17 protein-coding genes are annotated in these 14,463 nt (G+C 67.2%); 9 read left to right on the top strand and 8 right to left on the bottom strand.

Translation table 11 applies throughout. From position 1 onward, the window contains the following. Positions 1–3 precede the first annotated feature (3 nt). Both Q4F19_RS20550 and Q4F19_RS20545 read right to left on the bottom strand, forming a co-directional pair. On the bottom strand, positions 4–1,209 hold the full coding sequence (locus Q4F19_RS20550; protein ID WP_303546600.1) for an alpha/beta hydrolase: 1,206 nt from the start codon (positions 1,207–1,209) through the stop codon (positions 4–6). Then, the gene (locus tag Q4F19_RS20545; protein WP_303546599.1) at positions 1,209–2,207 is read right to left on the bottom strand and encodes an acyltransferase family protein; all 999 of its coding nucleotides are present in this window, start codon (positions 2,205–2,207) and stop codon (positions 1,209–1,211) included. The genes Q4F19_RS20550 and Q4F19_RS20545 overlap by 1 nt, the downstream gene beginning before the upstream one ends. A gap of 166 nt (positions 2,208–2,373) precedes the next feature. Between Q4F19_RS20545 and Q4F19_RS20540 the strand changes: the two genes are divergently transcribed. The 4 genes from Q4F19_RS20540 to Q4F19_RS20525 all read left to right on the top strand — a co-directional run bounded on the left by Q4F19_RS20540 (position 2,374) and on the right by Q4F19_RS20525 (position 4,039). Continuing rightward, positions 2,374–2,676: a UBP-type zinc finger domain-containing protein gene (locus Q4F19_RS20540; RefSeq protein WP_303546598.1), complete on the top strand. Its 303-nt coding sequence runs from the start codon at positions 2,374–2,376 to the stop codon at positions 2,674–2,676. Positions 2,677–2,761: 85 nt separating this feature from the next. Beyond that, on the top strand, positions 2,762–3,214 hold the full coding sequence (locus Q4F19_RS20535) for a PaaI family thioesterase (RefSeq protein ID WP_303546597.1): 453 nt from the start codon (positions 2,762–2,764) through the stop codon (positions 3,212–3,214). Positions 3,215–3,218: 4 nt separating this feature from the next. After that, positions 3,219–3,638: a PaaI family thioesterase gene (locus Q4F19_RS20530; RefSeq protein WP_303546596.1), complete on the top strand. Its 420-nt coding sequence runs from the start codon at positions 3,219–3,221 to the stop codon at positions 3,636–3,638. Continuing rightward, a complete protein-coding gene (locus Q4F19_RS20525; protein ID WP_303546594.1) occupies positions 3,638–4,039 on the top strand; it encodes an EVE domain-containing protein in 402 nt (133 codons plus the stop codon). The genes Q4F19_RS20530 and Q4F19_RS20525 overlap by 1 nt, the downstream gene beginning before the upstream one ends. 10 nt (positions 4,040–4,049) lie before the next feature. Here Q4F19_RS20525 and Q4F19_RS20520 read toward each other — a convergent pair whose 3' ends face one another. From Q4F19_RS20520 to typA, 4 genes are all read right to left on the bottom strand, one after another. Continuing rightward, positions 4,050–4,733: a spermidine synthase family protein gene (locus Q4F19_RS20520; protein WP_303546592.1), complete on the bottom strand. Its 684-nt coding sequence runs from the start codon at positions 4,731–4,733 to the stop codon at positions 4,050–4,052. 40 nt (positions 4,734–4,773) lie between these two features. Beyond that, on the bottom strand, positions 4,774–4,902 hold the full coding sequence (locus Q4F19_RS20515) for a hypothetical protein (RefSeq protein WP_303546591.1): 129 nt from the start codon (positions 4,900–4,902) through the stop codon (positions 4,774–4,776). Positions 4,903–5,022: 120 nt separating this feature from the next. Beyond that, the gene (locus Q4F19_RS20510) at positions 5,023–5,265 is read right to left on the bottom strand and encodes a DUF6894 family protein (RefSeq protein WP_303546589.1); all 243 of its coding nucleotides are present in this window, start codon (positions 5,263–5,265) and stop codon (positions 5,023–5,025) included. A 118-nt stretch (positions 5,266–5,383) separates the two neighbouring features. After that, positions 5,384–7,216, bottom strand: a complete 1,833-nt coding sequence (gene typA, locus Q4F19_RS20505; RefSeq protein WP_303546587.1) for a translational GTPase TypA — start codon at positions 7,214–7,216, stop codon at positions 5,384–5,386. A gap of 239 nt (positions 7,217–7,455) precedes the next feature. Here typA and Q4F19_RS20500 point away from each other — a divergent pair, with 239 nt between their 5' ends. Next, a complete protein-coding gene (locus tag Q4F19_RS20500; protein ID WP_303546585.1) occupies positions 7,456–9,279 on the top strand; it encodes a diguanylate cyclase in 1,824 nt (607 codons plus the stop codon). A gap of 229 nt (positions 9,280–9,508) precedes the next feature. Here Q4F19_RS20500 and Q4F19_RS20495 read toward each other — a convergent pair whose 3' ends face one another. Next, entirely contained in the window at positions 9,509–10,273 is a 765-nt protein-coding gene (locus Q4F19_RS20495; protein ID WP_303546583.1) for a class I SAM-dependent methyltransferase, read from the bottom strand. 134 nt (positions 10,274–10,407) lie between these two features. Here Q4F19_RS20495 and Q4F19_RS20490 point away from each other — a divergent pair, with 134 nt between their 5' ends. Together Q4F19_RS20490 and Q4F19_RS20485 are read left to right on the top strand one after the other, a co-directional pair. Further along, entirely contained in the window at positions 10,408–11,616 is a 1,209-nt protein-coding gene (locus Q4F19_RS20490) for a toxic anion resistance protein (RefSeq protein WP_303546581.1), read from the top strand. Between the two features lie 14 nt (positions 11,617–11,630). Next, positions 11,631–12,335, top strand: a complete 705-nt coding sequence (locus tag Q4F19_RS20485; protein WP_303546579.1) for a hypothetical protein — start codon at positions 11,631–11,633, stop codon at positions 12,333–12,335. A 147-nt stretch (positions 12,336–12,482) separates the two neighbouring features. Here the strand turns inward: Q4F19_RS20485 and Q4F19_RS20480 are convergent, their stop codons facing one another. Then, positions 12,483–13,211 (bottom strand): metallophosphoesterase family protein, encoded by a 729-nt coding sequence (locus Q4F19_RS20480; RefSeq protein WP_303546577.1) that lies wholly within the window; start codon positions 13,209–13,211, stop codon positions 12,483–12,485. 258 nt (positions 13,212–13,469) lie between these two features. On the opposite strand from Q4F19_RS20480, the gene Q4F19_RS20475 reads away from it, so the two are divergent. Both Q4F19_RS20475 and hslV read left to right on the top strand, forming a co-directional pair. Next, positions 13,470–13,739, top strand: coding sequence for a 3TM-type holin (locus Q4F19_RS20475; RefSeq protein ID WP_303546575.1), 270 nt, complete (start codon positions 13,470–13,472; stop codon positions 13,737–13,739). 110 nt (positions 13,740–13,849) lie between these two features. Then, positions 13,850–14,407, top strand: coding sequence for an ATP-dependent protease subunit HslV (gene hslV, locus Q4F19_RS20470; protein ID WP_303546574.1), 558 nt, complete (start codon positions 13,850–13,852; stop codon positions 14,405–14,407). Positions 14,408–14,463 lie beyond the last annotated feature (56 nt).

The following is a 14,463-nucleotide window of genomic DNA, read 5'->3' as shown; positions in this document are numbered from 1 at the left end:
ATTTTATCGCCGCGCGGGCGGCGCGGGGCGGGCATGATCGGTCATGAACTTCACCACGATCTGGAGCACCGCCTGGTTCGGGATGCTGCCGAACGTCACGTTGAAGTCATGGCCCGAATAGGGAAACAGGATGTGGCGGACGTCCCTGCCCATGGCCTTCGCCTTGCGAGCGAACGCCACGGCGCCATAGGGCGGGACGAGCGGATCATCGCTCCCGCCCAGGATCAGCGTCGGCGGCGTGTCCGATCGCAGGAAGCGGGTCGGATCCAGCGCCGCATATCGCGCGGGAAAGCGCTGGGGAGAACCGCCGATATAGCGGGAGAGCAGCATCTGCTGGAGGCGCTGGAGCTCGCGCGGCTCGTTCCAGGATCCCGCCGCGTCGATCAGCGGCACCTTGACTACGACCGCCGAGACGCGCGGCACATGCGGGCCGCAGTCGGGATCCGAACGTTCGGCATTCGAGGCATAGGCCGCGCCGAGCGCGAGACTGCCTCCGGCCGATCCGCCGCTCAGGACGAGTCGGTGGATATCGATGCCGAGCGGCCCGGCATGGGTCGCGGTCCAGGCCAGCGCGCATTCCACGTCGCGCGTCGCCAGATTCCAGGTCGGCCGATCGCGCCGCGCGAGGCGATAGTCGATGCTGACGACCGTCCAGCCGCGATCGGCATACCAGCGCATGTTCGCGGCGCCCTGCGTGCGGCTGCCGCGCGCGAAGCCTCCACCGTGGATCACCACCAGCACCGGGTTCAGCGCGCGCGGCTGCGGCTTGCGTCCGCGATAGACGTCGAGCCGGAGAGGCTCGCCCTTGGGCCGCGAATAGACATGGCTTTCGTCGGGGCCGGCATCGTCGCTCAGGCGGCGCAACGACAGCGTCTGGAGCGGATCGATCCGCGCGCCGTTGCTCACCGCGACATAGAGCAGGTGCGCGGTCACGCCGGCCGCCAGCAGGACGGCGATCGCCGCGACGGGCAGCAGGATGCGCGTCGCCCGCGTTCGGCGCTCGGCATGGAGCAGGATGGTGATCGCGAGTCCGGACAGACAGAAGATCAGCAGCCACGAGGCGTGATTGGGGACGATATCGATCAGATAGATCCGCACCCACGGGATGATCGGCAGCATCGCCGAAAGCAGGATGCACAGACACGAGACGAGGAGGAGCCATACAATCGTCAGCAAACCGGTCCGAACGAACTGGAAGATGGATCCCATCAAGTCGTCCCGGCCGTGACGATTTCGCCCTGGATCGCCGCATCCTCCGTTCGCCTCGTGCGGGCGGGCGGGCAGATACCGACGATCGGACGCAACAACGGCATGCGCACGATCATTGCCCAGGCCAGCCCCAGCGACAAGAGCGAGACCGCCAGCATCGGCGCACCCGCAAGACCCGCGCTCGCCCACAGCCCGAGCACCAAGGGATGCCACAGGTAGAAGAACAGGCTGTCCCGCCCGACCCCGGCGATCAGCGGCAGGCTCGGGGGGATGAGCCGGACCAGCGGCAGCATCCGGATCAGCGGAAGGCACAGCAGGAGCTCGGCCGCCACCTCCGCGGCGGGCGAAGGGCGATCGAACAGCAGCGCCCACCAGACGCACCCGATCAGCGCCAGCACGATCGCGAACGGCAATTTCTCGGGGTAGAGCGGCCGGCGCGCGATCCACAGGCCGAACATGAAATAGATCGGGTAGATGAAGTAGCGCCGGTCGGGGATCCACGGCCGATATTGCTCGATCTCGTGCCCGACCCCGAAAACGTACATCGCGGCGATGCTCACCGGCGCGGCGATCGCGAGCATCTGTCCGGGCCGCAGCGAGCAGGCCCAGCTGGCGAGGATGAACGCGAGCATCACCGGCACGAACCACAGATGGAACGGGGGCCGAAGCACGATCCTGAGCGGCATCGCCCATGTGAGCGGCTCCGACAGCACGATGTAGATCAGGCACGCGATCAGCCAGGGCAGGACCAGCCGGCGATAATAACGCTCGGTCAGCGCGGGGAGCGTCATCGATCGGGCATGTTCGAGGTTGAACAGATATCCGGTCATGCCGATGAACAGCGGCATCCGGAATCCGAACCCCATCCACGTCAGGAACGTGTGGGGGGTCGTGAGCTCGGCGAAGTGGCCGAGGATCACGAGCAGGATCAGCACGCCCCGGAACAGATCGATGCCCTGATTGCGGACACCTCCCGAATTTTGCGGTAATCCCAGCATTCCGGCCTCCGCGTGATGACGGTGCCGTAACAAAAAGATGTCAGCGAAAGATTAAGCCTGAAAACTGCCAATTCGGATCCGCTTGGCGGTTTGCCGGGCATAAGAATAGTTTTCGCCCGACATTTCGCCTTACCGTTCTCACCGAGGTCCGCTTGAGGAGCGCGCAATGAACCAATGCCCCCACAGCATCACGATCAACGCGGTGACGCCGAGCGCGAAGGGCTGCGAGGAATGCCTGCGGATCGGAAGTCCGTGGGTGCATCTGCGCCTGTGCCGCGCGTGCGGCCATGTCGGCTGCTGTGACGATTCGCCGCATCGCCACGCGACCGCGCACTTCCACGCGACGCGGCATCCGATCATCGAGGGCTATGATCCGCCCGAAGGCTGGGGTTGGTGCTATGTCGACGAGGTCGAGATCGATCTTCCCGATCAGACGCCGCAGCAAGGCCCGATCCCGCGCTATATCTGAGGGTGCGATCGATACGCCGCTCGCTTCGGCGCAGCCCTGCGCGCCGCGCTTGTCGTCGCCGGGCCGCTTCCATATGCGGACAGCGATGATCGACGCCCCGCCCCCCTTCAATCCCGCGAGCCTGCTCGGGCGCGGGCGTTCCGGGCACATCGTCGCGCTCGGCGCCGATTATGTCGCGCATGGTGAGGATTGGTGCGAGCTGGCGCTGCCTTATGATCGCCGGCTGATCTCGGATCTGGCGACGGGCGTGCTCGCCTCGGGGCCGATCGTCTCGATCATGGATTCGGCTGCCGGCATGGCGATCTGCCTCAAGCGCGGCAAGCTCCAGGCGCATGCGACTTTGGACCTGCGCATCGATTACCTCCGCCCCGCGCGCCCCGGCCAGACGGTGCACGGCCGCTGCCGCTGCTACCGCCTCACGCGTCGCGTCGGCTTCGTCGAGGGCGTCGCGCACGATGGCGATCCGGACGATCCGATCGCGCGCGTCGCCGGCAGCTTCCTGCTCGATAACGGCCCGGCGCTGTCGGTCCCGGCCTGAGGTTATGAGCAAGGTCCAGCTTCTCCCATATGCCGATTTCCTCGGCATCCGCGTGATCAGCGAGGATGGCGGCTCGCCGGTGCTGGCGATGTCCTATTCCGAAGGGCTGATCGGCGCGCCCGGCCGGCTCCACGGCGGCGCGGTCGCGGGCCTGCTGGAGATTGCCGCGATCGCCGCGATCGATGCGACGCTGGAGGAGCCCGACGATCCCCGCCAGCGCTTCAAGCCGATCAACGTGACCGTCGATTATATCCGCGCGGGCAAGCCCGTCGAAACCTACGCGCGCGGCGTCGCCGTCCGCGTCGGCACGCGCATCGGCAGCGTCCATGTCGAGGCGTGGCAGGACGATCCGACCAAGCCGATCGCAGCCGCGCGGATGAAGCTGCTGATCGCCCAGAAGGGCGAAGGACGAGAGGAGGCGTGATGCGCTACTGGCTGCTCCGGTCGGAGCCCGACGCTTATGGCTGGGACGATCTGGTCCGCGACGGCGGCACCGAGTGGAACGGCGTGCGCAACTATACCGCGCGCAATTTCCTGAAGGAAATGCAGCCGGGCGACCGCGCGATCTTCTACCACAGCAATATCGAGAAGGCCGCGGTCGGCATCATGACGATCACGCGGGCGTGGCAGCCCGACGGTGACGACGGCAAATGGGCGTCGGTCGCGGTCGAACCGGTCGAGAAACTCGCCCGGCCCGTCCCGCTCGAGGCGATCAAGGCCGAGCCGCGGCTCGCCGCGCTGGAGATGATCCGCCAGTCGCGCCTGAGCGTGACGCCGGTGCGCGAGGAGGAATGGGCGGTCATCCTGGAGATGGCCGCGGCCTGATCGGCGCCGGTCAGGCCGGGACCAAAGCCTCGTCCACCGCGCGCGCCGCCAGCCAGATCGTGTAGCCGGTCCGCCCGCCGTCGCCGTCGATCTCGACCTCCTCGACTTCGAAGCCGGCCTTGCCGAGCCGCTCGACGAAGGCGCCGTCGGGATAGGCCGACCACACCGCGAGCACGCCGCCCGGGCGCAGCGCCGCATAGGCCGCGCGTAGCCCCCAATTGCAGTAGAGCCGCTCGTTGGCGATATCGATCAGCCCGTCCGGCCCGTTGTCGACGTCGAGCAGGATCGCGTCGAAGCCCTCGGGCGATCCGACGATCACGTCATGCACGTCGCGCATCGCGATCGTCACGCGCGGATCGTCGAGCGATCCGCCGAAGATGTGCGCGAGCGGCCCGCTCGCCCAATCGACCACCTTGGGGACGAGCTCGGCGACGACGATCGTCGCACTCGGCGGCAGCGCCTTCAGCGCCGCGCCGAGCGTGAAGCCCATGCCGAGCCCGCCGATCAGCACGCGCCCGCCGCGCGCGCCCAGCCGCTGGCAGGCCAAGGCCGCCAGCGCGACTTCGGAGCCGCTGTCCCAGCTGCCCATCAGCTGGTCCTCGCCATAGAGGATCTCGAAATCGTCGCCGTGGCGGATCAGGTGGAGCTGACCGCCGCGCGGTATGTCGGCCGAGTCGACCAGTTCGGCCGACATCAGCGTGCGCCCATGAGCGCTTCGCCTCGCATCGCGAAGATCAGGACGCGAGCGTGTCGGTCTTGGCGGCCTCGGCCGTCACGGGTGCCGCTTTTGCGGCCTTTTCGCGCGCGACGGACGAGACGATGGCGCGGTTGTGCCGCTTGTTGCCGGTACGCAGCTGGCCCATAAAATTTCCAATCGGGGGAGGTCGGTCGCTGCGTAGGCCAAGGCGGCGTCCGTCACGCGGGGAATCTCCGCCCGACATGGTCACATCCGGGTGCGACTTACAAGGTCGGTGGCGGCGCGATCAGGTCGTGCCCGTCGAGGGCGCATTGACCGCCAAGGTGATGATCGTGAACAAAATCATGTCGCGCTTGTCCGTCACCTCGACGCGAAAGTCGTGATGGTCGGAGAGGATGTCCGGATCGAACGCCATGCACTCGCCGGCGAACATGATCGCCTGCTTCCGCGCAGCGTTGAGGTTGGGCAATTCGGTGCCGGTCGTATCGCGATCGCGGGAGCCGTCGGCGGTATGGAAATAGTAGCGCATCCGGCCTTCTGGCATGGCCGGACGGCATCCGCCCTGATCTGGATCGTGCTGCGGCGGCAAGTTGGGGCCGCTGCCGGGCCGCGTCCGCACCGGCATCGCCGGCGCGGACGCGTTGTTTTTAGGCGGCTTTGGAGCGGCTCATGCGCTTGCGCTCGTTCGGGTCGAGATAGCGCTTGCGCAGGCGGATATTCTTGGGCGTCACCTCGACGAGCTCGTCATCGTCGATATAGGCAATTGCCTGTTCCAGCGTCATCCGCTTGGGCGGGGTCAGCCGGATCGCATCGTCCTTGCCGCTCACGCGGAAGTTGGTCAGCGCCTTCGACTTCATCGGGTTAACCTCGAGGTCGTCGGTCTTGGCATTCTCGCCGATGACCATGCCCTCGTACAGCGTCTCGCCATGCGCGACGAACAGGATGCCGCGCTCTTCCAGCGGACCCAGCGCATAACTGTTGGCCTCACCGGCCCCGTTCGAGATCAGAACGCCGTTCTTGCGGCCTTCGATCTTGCCCTTGTGGGGCCCGTATTTCTCGAACAGCCGGTTCATGATGCCCGTGCCGCGCGTGTCGGACAGGAATTCGCCGTGATAGCCGATCATGCCGCGCGACGGCGCGGAGAAGGTGATGCGCGTCTTGCCGCCGCCCGACGGACGCATGTCGGTCATCTCGGCCTTGCGGACGTTCATCTTCTCGACGACCGTGCCCGAATATTCCTCGTCCACGTCGATGATGACCGTCTCGTACGGCTCGGTCTTCTTGCCGTCCTCATCTTCGCCGAACAGCACGCGCGGGCGGCTGATCGAAAGCTCGAAGCCCTCGCGGCGCATCGTCTCGATCAGCACGCCGAGCTGGAGCTCGCCGCGCCCGGCGACTTCGAAACTGTCCTTGTCGTCGCTCTCGGTCACCTTGATCGCGACGTTGGACTCACCCTCACGGGCGAGGCGATCGCGGATCATCCGGCTCGTCACCTTGGTGCCCTCGCGGCCCGCCATCGGCGAATCGTTGACCGCGAAGCGCATCGACAGCGTCGGCGGATCGATCGGCTGCGCATGCAGCGGCTCGGTCACCTGCGGATCGCAGATCGTGTTCGAGACGGTCGCGTTGGTCAGGCCCGCGATCGAGATGATGTCGCCCGCCGAAGCCTCGTCGGTCGGCACGCGCTCCAACCCGCGGAAGGTCAGAATCTTGGACGCGCGGCCCGTCTCGACGACGTTGCCGTCATTGTCGAGCGCGTGGATCTGCTGGTTGGTCTTGACCGAACCCGAGAAGACCAGGCCGGTCAGGATGCGGCCAAGGAAATTGTCGCGGTCGAGCAGGGTCACGAGGAACTTGAACGGGCCGTCCGGGTCCGCGCTCGGTGCGGGCACATGATCCACGATCTTCTGGAACATCGGGATCAGCGTGCCCTCGCGGCGCGTGGGATCCTCGCTGGCATAGCCGTTGCGACCCGACGCGTAGAGCACCGGGAAATCGAGCTGCTCGTCGGTCGCATCGAGGCTGACGAACAGGTCGAACACCTCGTCCAGCACTTCCTGGATGCGCTCGTCGGGGCGATCGACCTTGTTGACGACGACGATCGGCTTCAGGCCCAGCTTCAGCGCCTTGCCCGTCACGAACTTCGTCTGCGGCATCGCGCCTTCCGACGAATCGACGAGCAGGATCACGCCGTCGACCATCGAGAGGATGCGCTCCACCTCGCCGCCGAAATCGGCGTGGCCGGGCGTGTCGACGATGTTGATGCGCGTCTTCACGCCATCGGGTGCTTCCCACTCGATCGAGGTCGGCTTGGCGAGGATGGTGATCCCGCGCTCTTTTTCGAGATCGTTCGAATCCATCGCCCGCTCCTCGATCCGCTGATTGTCGCGGAACGTGCCGGATTGGCGGAAGAGCTGGTCGACCAGGGTTGTCTTGCCATGATCGACGTGCGCGATGATGGCCACGTTGCGAAGGCGCATGGTGGTCTTTCGTTATTCGGTTTTCAGGTTCGTGGGCGCCCATAGCCCATGCGGTGCGCTGCAACAAGGCGGGTGAAGCGCGCGGCGCTCTTCGCACGGGATCCGGGCGGGCGATATCACCGGTACTGCGACACCTCCAGGCGCTCCCCCTGAGAGAAAACCCCTGAATTCCCGTAAAAAATTGCCTTTCGCGGCCCGATCATAACCTCTCGCTAACCGTTCGCGGCTAACTCGCGATCATGTTCGCCTCCCTGTCCGCTCGCGTCGCCGGCATCGGCCTGATCGTCGTCATCGCTCTGGCGTCGCTCGCCGGGCTGCTGGCCGACGCCTCGCACGAGACGAGCACGAGCTTCCGCGCCGTCACCCATTCGGCCGATGTCATCGAGACGACCGAGGCGGCGCTCGGCGATCTGCGCGAGGCGGAATCGGGCCAGCGCGGCTTCATCCTCACGCACAATCCGGCCTACGCCCGGTCCTTCGCCCAGAGCATCGCCGGTGCGACGCGCAACATCACGCGCGTCGTCGTGCTGACGAGCGACAATCCTCTCCAGCACAAGCGCGCGGGCGAGATCGCTCGTCTGATGGCGGAGCGCGCGCGCATCCTGCGGCGCCCGTTCGCGCTCGCTGGGAGCGGCGATTTCGCGCGCGCCGGCGCGCTGATCGCCAATGGTCGCGGCCTCGATCTGATGGACACGATCACGATGCTCACGCGGAGCTTCCTCGATGAGGAGAAGGTCCTGCAGGCGGCGCGCGGCGCGGCCGCGGAGCGGCGTCTCACGAGCGGCAAGTTCATCGCGCTGATCGGCGCCTCGGTCGTGGCGTTCCTCGTCGTCATCGGGTTCGTCCTGCTGATCCGCAGCATCCGGCGTCCGCTCGGCATCATGCTGCAGGCAATGACCGAATTGGGCAGCGGCGAGCGGCAGGCCCGCATCGCCACCGCCATGGGCTCGCGCGAATTCGATCGGCTCGCGCGCGGCTACAATGCGATGGCCGAGCGGCTGGAATCCGCAGTCACCGATCAGGTGGAGAGCGAATTGCGCCTCCAGGTCGTCAACGGCGAACTCCATCGCAACAGCGAGGCACTGCGCGAGCATAGCGACGTAATCGAGCTGCTCGGCGGCATGGCGCACCGAATGCAGGCGGCGCGAACCGACGACGAGCTCGCTGCGATCATCCGCGTCTTCGTGCCCCGCGTCCTCCCCGACATTCCGGGCATACTCTATGCGCACAACAATTCGCGCAACCTGCTGATCCCGATCGCGGGCTGGGGCGGGCTGGCGGTCGCGTCCGACGGCTTCGCGCCCGAGCAATGCTGGGCGCTGCGCCGCGGCCGCAGCCATTGCGTGACCGAGCCGGGCAGCGACATCGTCTGCGGCCACGTCCCCGATGACGAGATCTACCATTGCGAACCGCTCCTCGCCGGCGGCGAGGTGATCGGCGTCCTGTATCTGCGGGGCGTCGTGGACACGGACAGCCGCTTCCGGCTGCGCGTGCTCAGCGAGAATATCGCCTCTGCGCTCGTCAACCATCGCCTCCAGCGCTCCTTGCGCGAGCAGACGATCCGCGATCCGCTGACCGGCCTGTTCAACCGCCGCTACATGGAGGAGACGCTGACGCTGGAGATCGCGCGCGCCTCGCGGTCCGGTGCGCCGCTCAGCCTCGTCATGTGCGACGTCGATCATTTCAAGCGCTTCAACGACGAGTTCGGCCATGACGCGGGCGATACCGTGCTCCAGGCTGTCGCCGCCGAGATGCGCAGCCGCTTCCGCGACGGCGACGTCGTCTGCCGTTTCGGCGGCGAGGAGTTCACGATCATCGCCCCGGGCACGACTCCCGAGGCGCTGCTCCACCGCGTCGAGATGGTCCGCAAGGCGATCTCCGAGCTGACCGTCCGCCAGAACGGCCGCGCGCTCGGCACGACCAGCATGTCCTTCGGCCTCGCCACCTTCACCAGCGGCATGGCCAAGGACGGATCGACGTTGGTCCAGGCCGCCGACGCCGCGCTGTATCAGGCTAAGCGCGAAGGCCGGAACCGCGCGCTGATCAGCCGACTGGCGGCCTGAGCGCGCTGCCAAAGGTCTCAGACGCCCGGCACCACGACATTGATGAACAGCAGCGCCGCCTCGATCGCGACGCCGCCGAACACCGCCATCTCCATCACCAGACCGAAAATACGCATCGCTCCATCTCCCTGAAAAGCCGGGGAGCGTCTGGGCGCGCCACCCTGCCGGGCGATCTCAGGTCTGTGCGCTGACAATTCCTGGCGGACACATGATGTCGCGCCGTTCGCGCTCAGTGCGGTTTACGCGCCAGGATCAGCGCGCCGCGAAAGCCGCCATGGTCGGTCGGGAGCATCGCGATCTCGCCGACGCCCCCCTCGATCAGCAGCGCATAGACGATCGACAGATCATAATCGAACATCACCATCTCGCCCTCGGCCAGCGCCGCGAGCCCCTTGCGCGGATCGAGCCGCTCGATCCCGTCGCCCAGCGCCAGCCGCCCGCCGGGCGCGTCGCGGAACCGGGCATCGCGGAAGATCGTGATCTGGAGCGTCACGCCCCCGCCCGGCCCGAGCCGCGCGAGCAGCGCGCGGAGCAGATCATGGCCGCGCGCGGGATCGATATGCTGGAAGACGATGATCGAGACGATCCAGTCGAAGGCGCGCTCGGGCAGCACGTTCGCGAAATCGAGCCCCGGCCTGGCTCGCTGGCGCGCCTCGACCAGCATGCCCTCTGCGATATCGACGCCCAGCGCGTCGCCGGTCACGTCCGCCAGCGCCGCGGTCAGCCGCCCGACCCCGCAGCCGAAATCGAGCGCGGATGCCGGCGCGAACGGCCCGAACCGCGCGCGCATCAGCGCGAGATAATAAGCGATATCGGTCACGCCGCTCGCGTAGAAATCGTCCAGCGCCTCCGCGGTCAGGTTCGCGCGCAGGAAGCGCGGATCGGCCAGCACCCCGAAATAGGGCTCGTCGCGCCCCAGCTTGCGCCAGTCCGCATCCGTATCGCGCGCGGCAGGTGCCGCGTCCTTCGCTTTTCCGAGCCACCTCTTCAGCACGCGCGCCGCCTTTCTCGCTGTCGCCCGGCCTCTAGCCGCTTCGGATACCCAAGGCGACGGCGGTGTCGCACTTGCACCATACAGCTTAAGCGTCCATTTTACGGGACGCATTTCGCGGTGGAGCTTCCGAGACGATGGCGACGACGGCAACCGAGACCGAGAGCGATCTGGTGCTGACCCCACCCACGCCGGTGCAGGCGATCGCGCCCGCCAAGGCGGCGGGGCTCGTGCCCCTGAAGGATGAGCAGAAGGGCCAGCTCGAGGAGAAGGCCGAGAGCTTCGTCGAGGATTTGGCCGCACTCGACGCCAATTCGCCCGAATTCGGCAAGAAGGTCGATCAGATCACCAATATGGGCCGGCGCGAGATCGCCGAGGCGGCGGGCCAATCGAACCGCTTCCTCGATCGCCCCGTCCGCGCGATGGACGGCGAGAGCGGCGTCGGCGCGGATCTCGCCGAACTGCGCCGCACGATCGAGGATCTCGATCCGGGCCGGAAGGGCAATCTGCTCGCGCCCAAGAAACTGTTCGGGATCATCCCGTTCGGCGGCAAGCTGCGCAATTATTTCGACAGCTACAAGTCCGCGCAGGGCCACATCTCGTCGATCCTCGCCGCGCTCGCCTCGGGCAAGGACGAACTGATCAAGGACAATGCCGCGGTCGATGTCGAGCGGCAGTCGATGTGGGCCGCGATGAACCGGCTCGAACAGATGATCCACGTCGCCAAGGCGCTCGACGAGAAGCTCGAGGCCAAGGCGCTCGACCTCGACGCGACCGATCCCGCCAAGGCCAAGGCGATCCGCGAGACTGCGCTCTTCTACGTCCGCCAGCGCGCGCAGGACCTTCTCACCCAGATGGCGGTGACGGTGCAAGGCTATCTCGCGCTCGATCTGGTCAAGAAGAACAATGTCGAGCTCGTGAAGGGCGTCGATCGCGCCTCGACCACCACCGTCTCGGCGCTGCGCACCGCGGTCACGGTCGCGCAGGCCCTGACCAACCAGAAGCTCGTCCTCCAGCAGATCACGCAGCTCAACACGACCACCGCCAACATCATCGACAGCACCGGCGAGCTGCTCAAGAGCCAGACCGCGGACATCCACAAGCAGGCGGCGAGCGCGACGATCCCGATCGACACGCTCAAGCGCGCCTTCCAGAATATCTACGATACGATGGATTCGATCGACCGCTTCAAGCTGGAGGCGCTGGATTCGATGAAGCAGACCGTGACCAGCCTGACGAGCGAGGTCGAGAAGTCGCGCGGCTATATCGCCCGCGCCGAGGGTGCCTCGCAGGCGCGGCTGACGGGCGGCGGGTCCACCGACGATCCTTTCAAGCCGGTCGGCTGAGGCAGAGCAACAAGATGCCCGATCCCCACCGCGTCGTCGCCGACGCCGAGGCCCTGCTCCACCGCGTCTCGCCCGAAGGCCGCGCGCTCGCCCAGCGCGAGCGCCGCAAGCGCAACGCCGCCGCCTTCCGCACCGGCAAGCGCCTGCTCGTCGCCACCATTGCGGTCTTCGCCGCCGCGATCCTGTGGGCGATCGCGATCGGCCCGATCGGCATGACCGGTTTCACCGGCGCGCTCGTCGCTTTGATCGCGGCCTGGTCGATCATCCTGTTCGCGTCGCGCAGCATCGAGGAGACGCCCGAGCGGCTCGTCCAGAGCGATCTCGCCCGCCTGCCCCAGCGCACCGAGACCTGGCTGCGCGCGCAGCGCCAGCTCCTGCCGCCGCCCGCCGCGCGGCTCGTCGATGGCATCGGCGTCAAGCTCGAGGCGCTCGGCACCCAGCTCGCCGCGCTCGACCCCAACGAGCCCGCCGCCAACGCCGTGCGCAAACTGCTCGCCGAGGAACTGCCCGAGCTGATCCAGGGCTATGCGCGCGTGCCTTTGTCGCTGCGCAAGGCGCGCGACGGGATCGGTCCCGACGTGCAATTGATCCAGGGCCTCGGCGTCGTCGACGAGGAACTGGCGCGGATGAGCGAGGATCTCGCCGCGGGCGACCTGCGCAAGCTAGCGACGCAGAACCGCTATCTGGAACTCAAGTACAAGGACGAGGCCGAGGGCTGACGTCCAGATCCTCCCCGGCTTTGCCGGGGAGGGGGACCGCCGCAGGCGGTGGAGGGGCCGCCGCGAAGCGGCGGTAGGCGCCAGGAATGTACCCCTCCACCATCCTGCGGATGGTCCCCTCCTCATCTGCGATGGGGAGGGAAGGGCTCAGCCGACAGCCCGCACCGTTACCTCCAGCCGCCCATTCTCCACCCGCAATTCATTGAACGAGGCCGGCGTCGTCCGCGTCCTTCGCGAGAGCGTCCCCGCGCCGATCAGCCGTACCGTTCGCCCTTTTGCCTCCCACGCCACGTCGAAGGCGTCGTGGACATGTCCCGACAGCACCGCATCCGCACCCGCCTCGGCCAGCACCGCCAGCGCCGCGGCGCCGCCCAGCGTGTCGCCATGCCCCTCGAAATCGGTGCGCACCAAGGGATGGTGGCAGGTGACGAGCGCCACCGCCCCGGCGGGTTTCTCGGCCAGCAGCGCCAATGCGCGGATCAACCCCGATCGCGAGACGCGCCCCCAGGAAAGCCGGCGCGGCTGGATGCGCGCGGTCGTCTTGAGCGGTACGATCACCACGTCGGGCAGATCCATCGGTCGCTCGATCGCGGCGGCGACGCGGCGATAGCGCTTGTAAGGGTCGAGCAGCCGCTGGATCGGGTTGAAATAGGGCAGATCGTGATTGCCCGGCTCGATCGTCACCGGCACGCCGAGCGTCTTCAGCCAATCGGTCGCGGCGGCGAACTCATGCGCGCGCGCGCGCATCGTCAGGTCGCCCGTGCAGATCACCGCATCGGGCCGTTCGTCGCGGACGATCTCGGCGAAGCGCGCGACCGCGGCGATATCCTCGCGGCCGAAATGGAGGTCGGAGACGTGGAACAGGCGTGTGGTCATTCGGGACGGACGCGCGGGCGGTGCGCCGGTTCCGCCGGCTGGGCTTTGATGCCGCCGGCATCATCGCCGACGTGCCAAGGCGCACTCGGTGCTCCGGCGAAGGCCGTAGCGCTGGTCACGATCGGCGCGCTTTATCTCCGAAGCTCCGGCCTTCGCCGGAGCACCAGCGGCATGAGCCCTGGCCGCAGGCCACTTCGCACTGTCCTACACACAACCATATAGGTTATCTATGGTTCCCCATAGAACCGGAGCCGCCCGATGCCCACCCCGCTCGACGAAGACGCCGATCCCGACAGCTTCACCCGCCGCGCGCGTCCCACCTTCCTCTATATCATGTACGTCCTGCTGCTAACGGCGATCCCCGTCGGCCTGCTCGCCACCGTCCGCCCGGCCGCCGCTCTGGCGATCGCCGCCGCGATGCGGGCCTACTTCGCCGCGATTCCCGAGCCGCTCTACGCGCTCTTCGGCACCGGCTATCTTGGCTACACGGTCGCGCGCGAATGGGGAAAGGCCAAGGGCGCGCGCTGAACGCCCCGCCTCGCATGCAGCCGCGGGAACCCTCAACTTCCTCAACTTCGCATGCGTTGCAGCCCCCGCCCCCCGCCACCATATCCGCTGCGCAACGAACCGGGATGGACATGAGCGACGACAAGATAGGCTGGCACGGCACGACGATCCTCTCCGTGCGCCGCAACGGCAAGGTCGTGATCGCCGGCGACGGACAGGTCTCGATGGGCAATACGGTGATGAAGCCCAATGCGCGCAAGGTCCGGCGTCTCGGCGAAGGCGGCCATGTCATCGCGGGTTTCGCGGGCGCGACCGCGGATGCGTTCACCCTCTTCGAGCGGCTCGAGCGCAAGCTAGAGCAACATCGCGGCGCCCTGCTGCGCGCCGCGGTCGAGCTCGCCAAGGATTGGCGGACCGACAAATATCTCCGCAATCTGGAGGCGCTGATGATCGTCGCCGACAAGGAGGTGACGCTCATCCTCACCGGCAATGGCGACGTGCTGGAACCCGAGGCCGGCATCGCCGCGATCGGATCGGGCGGCAATTTCGCGCTCTCCGCTGCGCGCGCGCTCGTCGATTACGAGCAGGATCCGGAGAAGATCGCGCGCAAGGCGATGGCGATCGCCGCCGAGCTCTGCGTCTTCACCAACGGCAACCTCACGATCGAGACGATCGACGAGTCTGCTTAGCCCCTCCCTGGAAGGGAGGGGTTGGGGTGGGTTGCTCTCCCCGACCGCCCGCTCCC

The sequence above is a fragment of the Sphingomonas natans genome (genome assembly GCF_030546695.1).
Lineage (GTDB): Bacteria > Pseudomonadota > Alphaproteobacteria > Sphingomonadales > Sphingomonadaceae > Sphingomonas_I > Sphingomonas_I natans.
The sequence above is the reverse complement of the archived record's forward strand: the minus strand, read 5'-3'. Positions and strand labels throughout refer to the sequence as shown.

Coding starts and splice junctions, on each gene's coding strand:
- Q4F19_RS20535 (WP_303546597.1), top strand. CDS start 2,762: ATGATCGACGCCCCGCCCCCCTTCAATCCCGCGAGCCTGCTCGGGCGC.
- typA (WP_303546587.1), bottom strand. CDS start 7,216: ATGCGCCTTCGCAACGTGGCCATCATCGCGCACGTCGATCATGGCAAG.
- Q4F19_RS20490 (WP_303546581.1), top strand. CDS start 10,408: ATGGCGACGACGGCAACCGAGACCGAGAGCGATCTGGTGCTGACCCCA.
- Q4F19_RS20540 (WP_303546598.1), top strand. CDS start 2,374: ATGAACCAATGCCCCCACAGCATCACGATCAACGCGGTGACGCCGAGC.
- Q4F19_RS20520 (WP_303546592.1), bottom strand. CDS start 4,733: ATGTCGGCCGAACTGGTCGACTCGGCCGACATACCGCGCGGCGGTCAG.
- Q4F19_RS20515 (WP_303546591.1), bottom strand. CDS start 4,902: ATGGGCCAGCTGCGTACCGGCAACAAGCGGCACAACCGCGCCATCGTC.
- Q4F19_RS20475 (WP_303546575.1), top strand. CDS start 13,470: ATGCCCACCCCGCTCGACGAAGACGCCGATCCCGACAGCTTCACCCGC.
- Q4F19_RS20510 (WP_303546589.1), bottom strand. CDS start 5,265: ATGCGCTACTATTTCCATACCGCCGACGGCTCCCGCGATCGCGATACG.
- Q4F19_RS20545 (WP_303546599.1), bottom strand. CDS start 2,207: ATGCTGGGATTACCGCAAAATTCGGGAGGTGTCCGCAATCAGGGCATC.
- Q4F19_RS20485 (WP_303546579.1), top strand. CDS start 11,631: ATGCCCGATCCCCACCGCGTCGTCGCCGACGCCGAGGCCCTGCTCCAC.
- hslV (WP_303546574.1), top strand. CDS start 13,850: ATGAGCGACGACAAGATAGGCTGGCACGGCACGACGATCCTCTCCGTG.
- Q4F19_RS20480 (WP_303546577.1), bottom strand. CDS start 13,211: ATGACCACACGCCTGTTCCACGTCTCCGACCTCCATTTCGGCCGCGAG.
- Q4F19_RS20550 (WP_303546600.1), bottom strand. CDS start 1,209: ATGGGATCCATCTTCCAGTTCGTTCGGACCGGTTTGCTGACGATTGTA.
- Q4F19_RS20530 (WP_303546596.1), top strand. CDS start 3,219: ATGAGCAAGGTCCAGCTTCTCCCATATGCCGATTTCCTCGGCATCCGC.
- Q4F19_RS20500 (WP_303546585.1), top strand. CDS start 7,456: ATGTTCGCCTCCCTGTCCGCTCGCGTCGCCGGCATCGGCCTGATCGTC.
- Q4F19_RS20525 (WP_303546594.1), top strand. CDS start 3,638: ATGCGCTACTGGCTGCTCCGGTCGGAGCCCGACGCTTATGGCTGGGAC.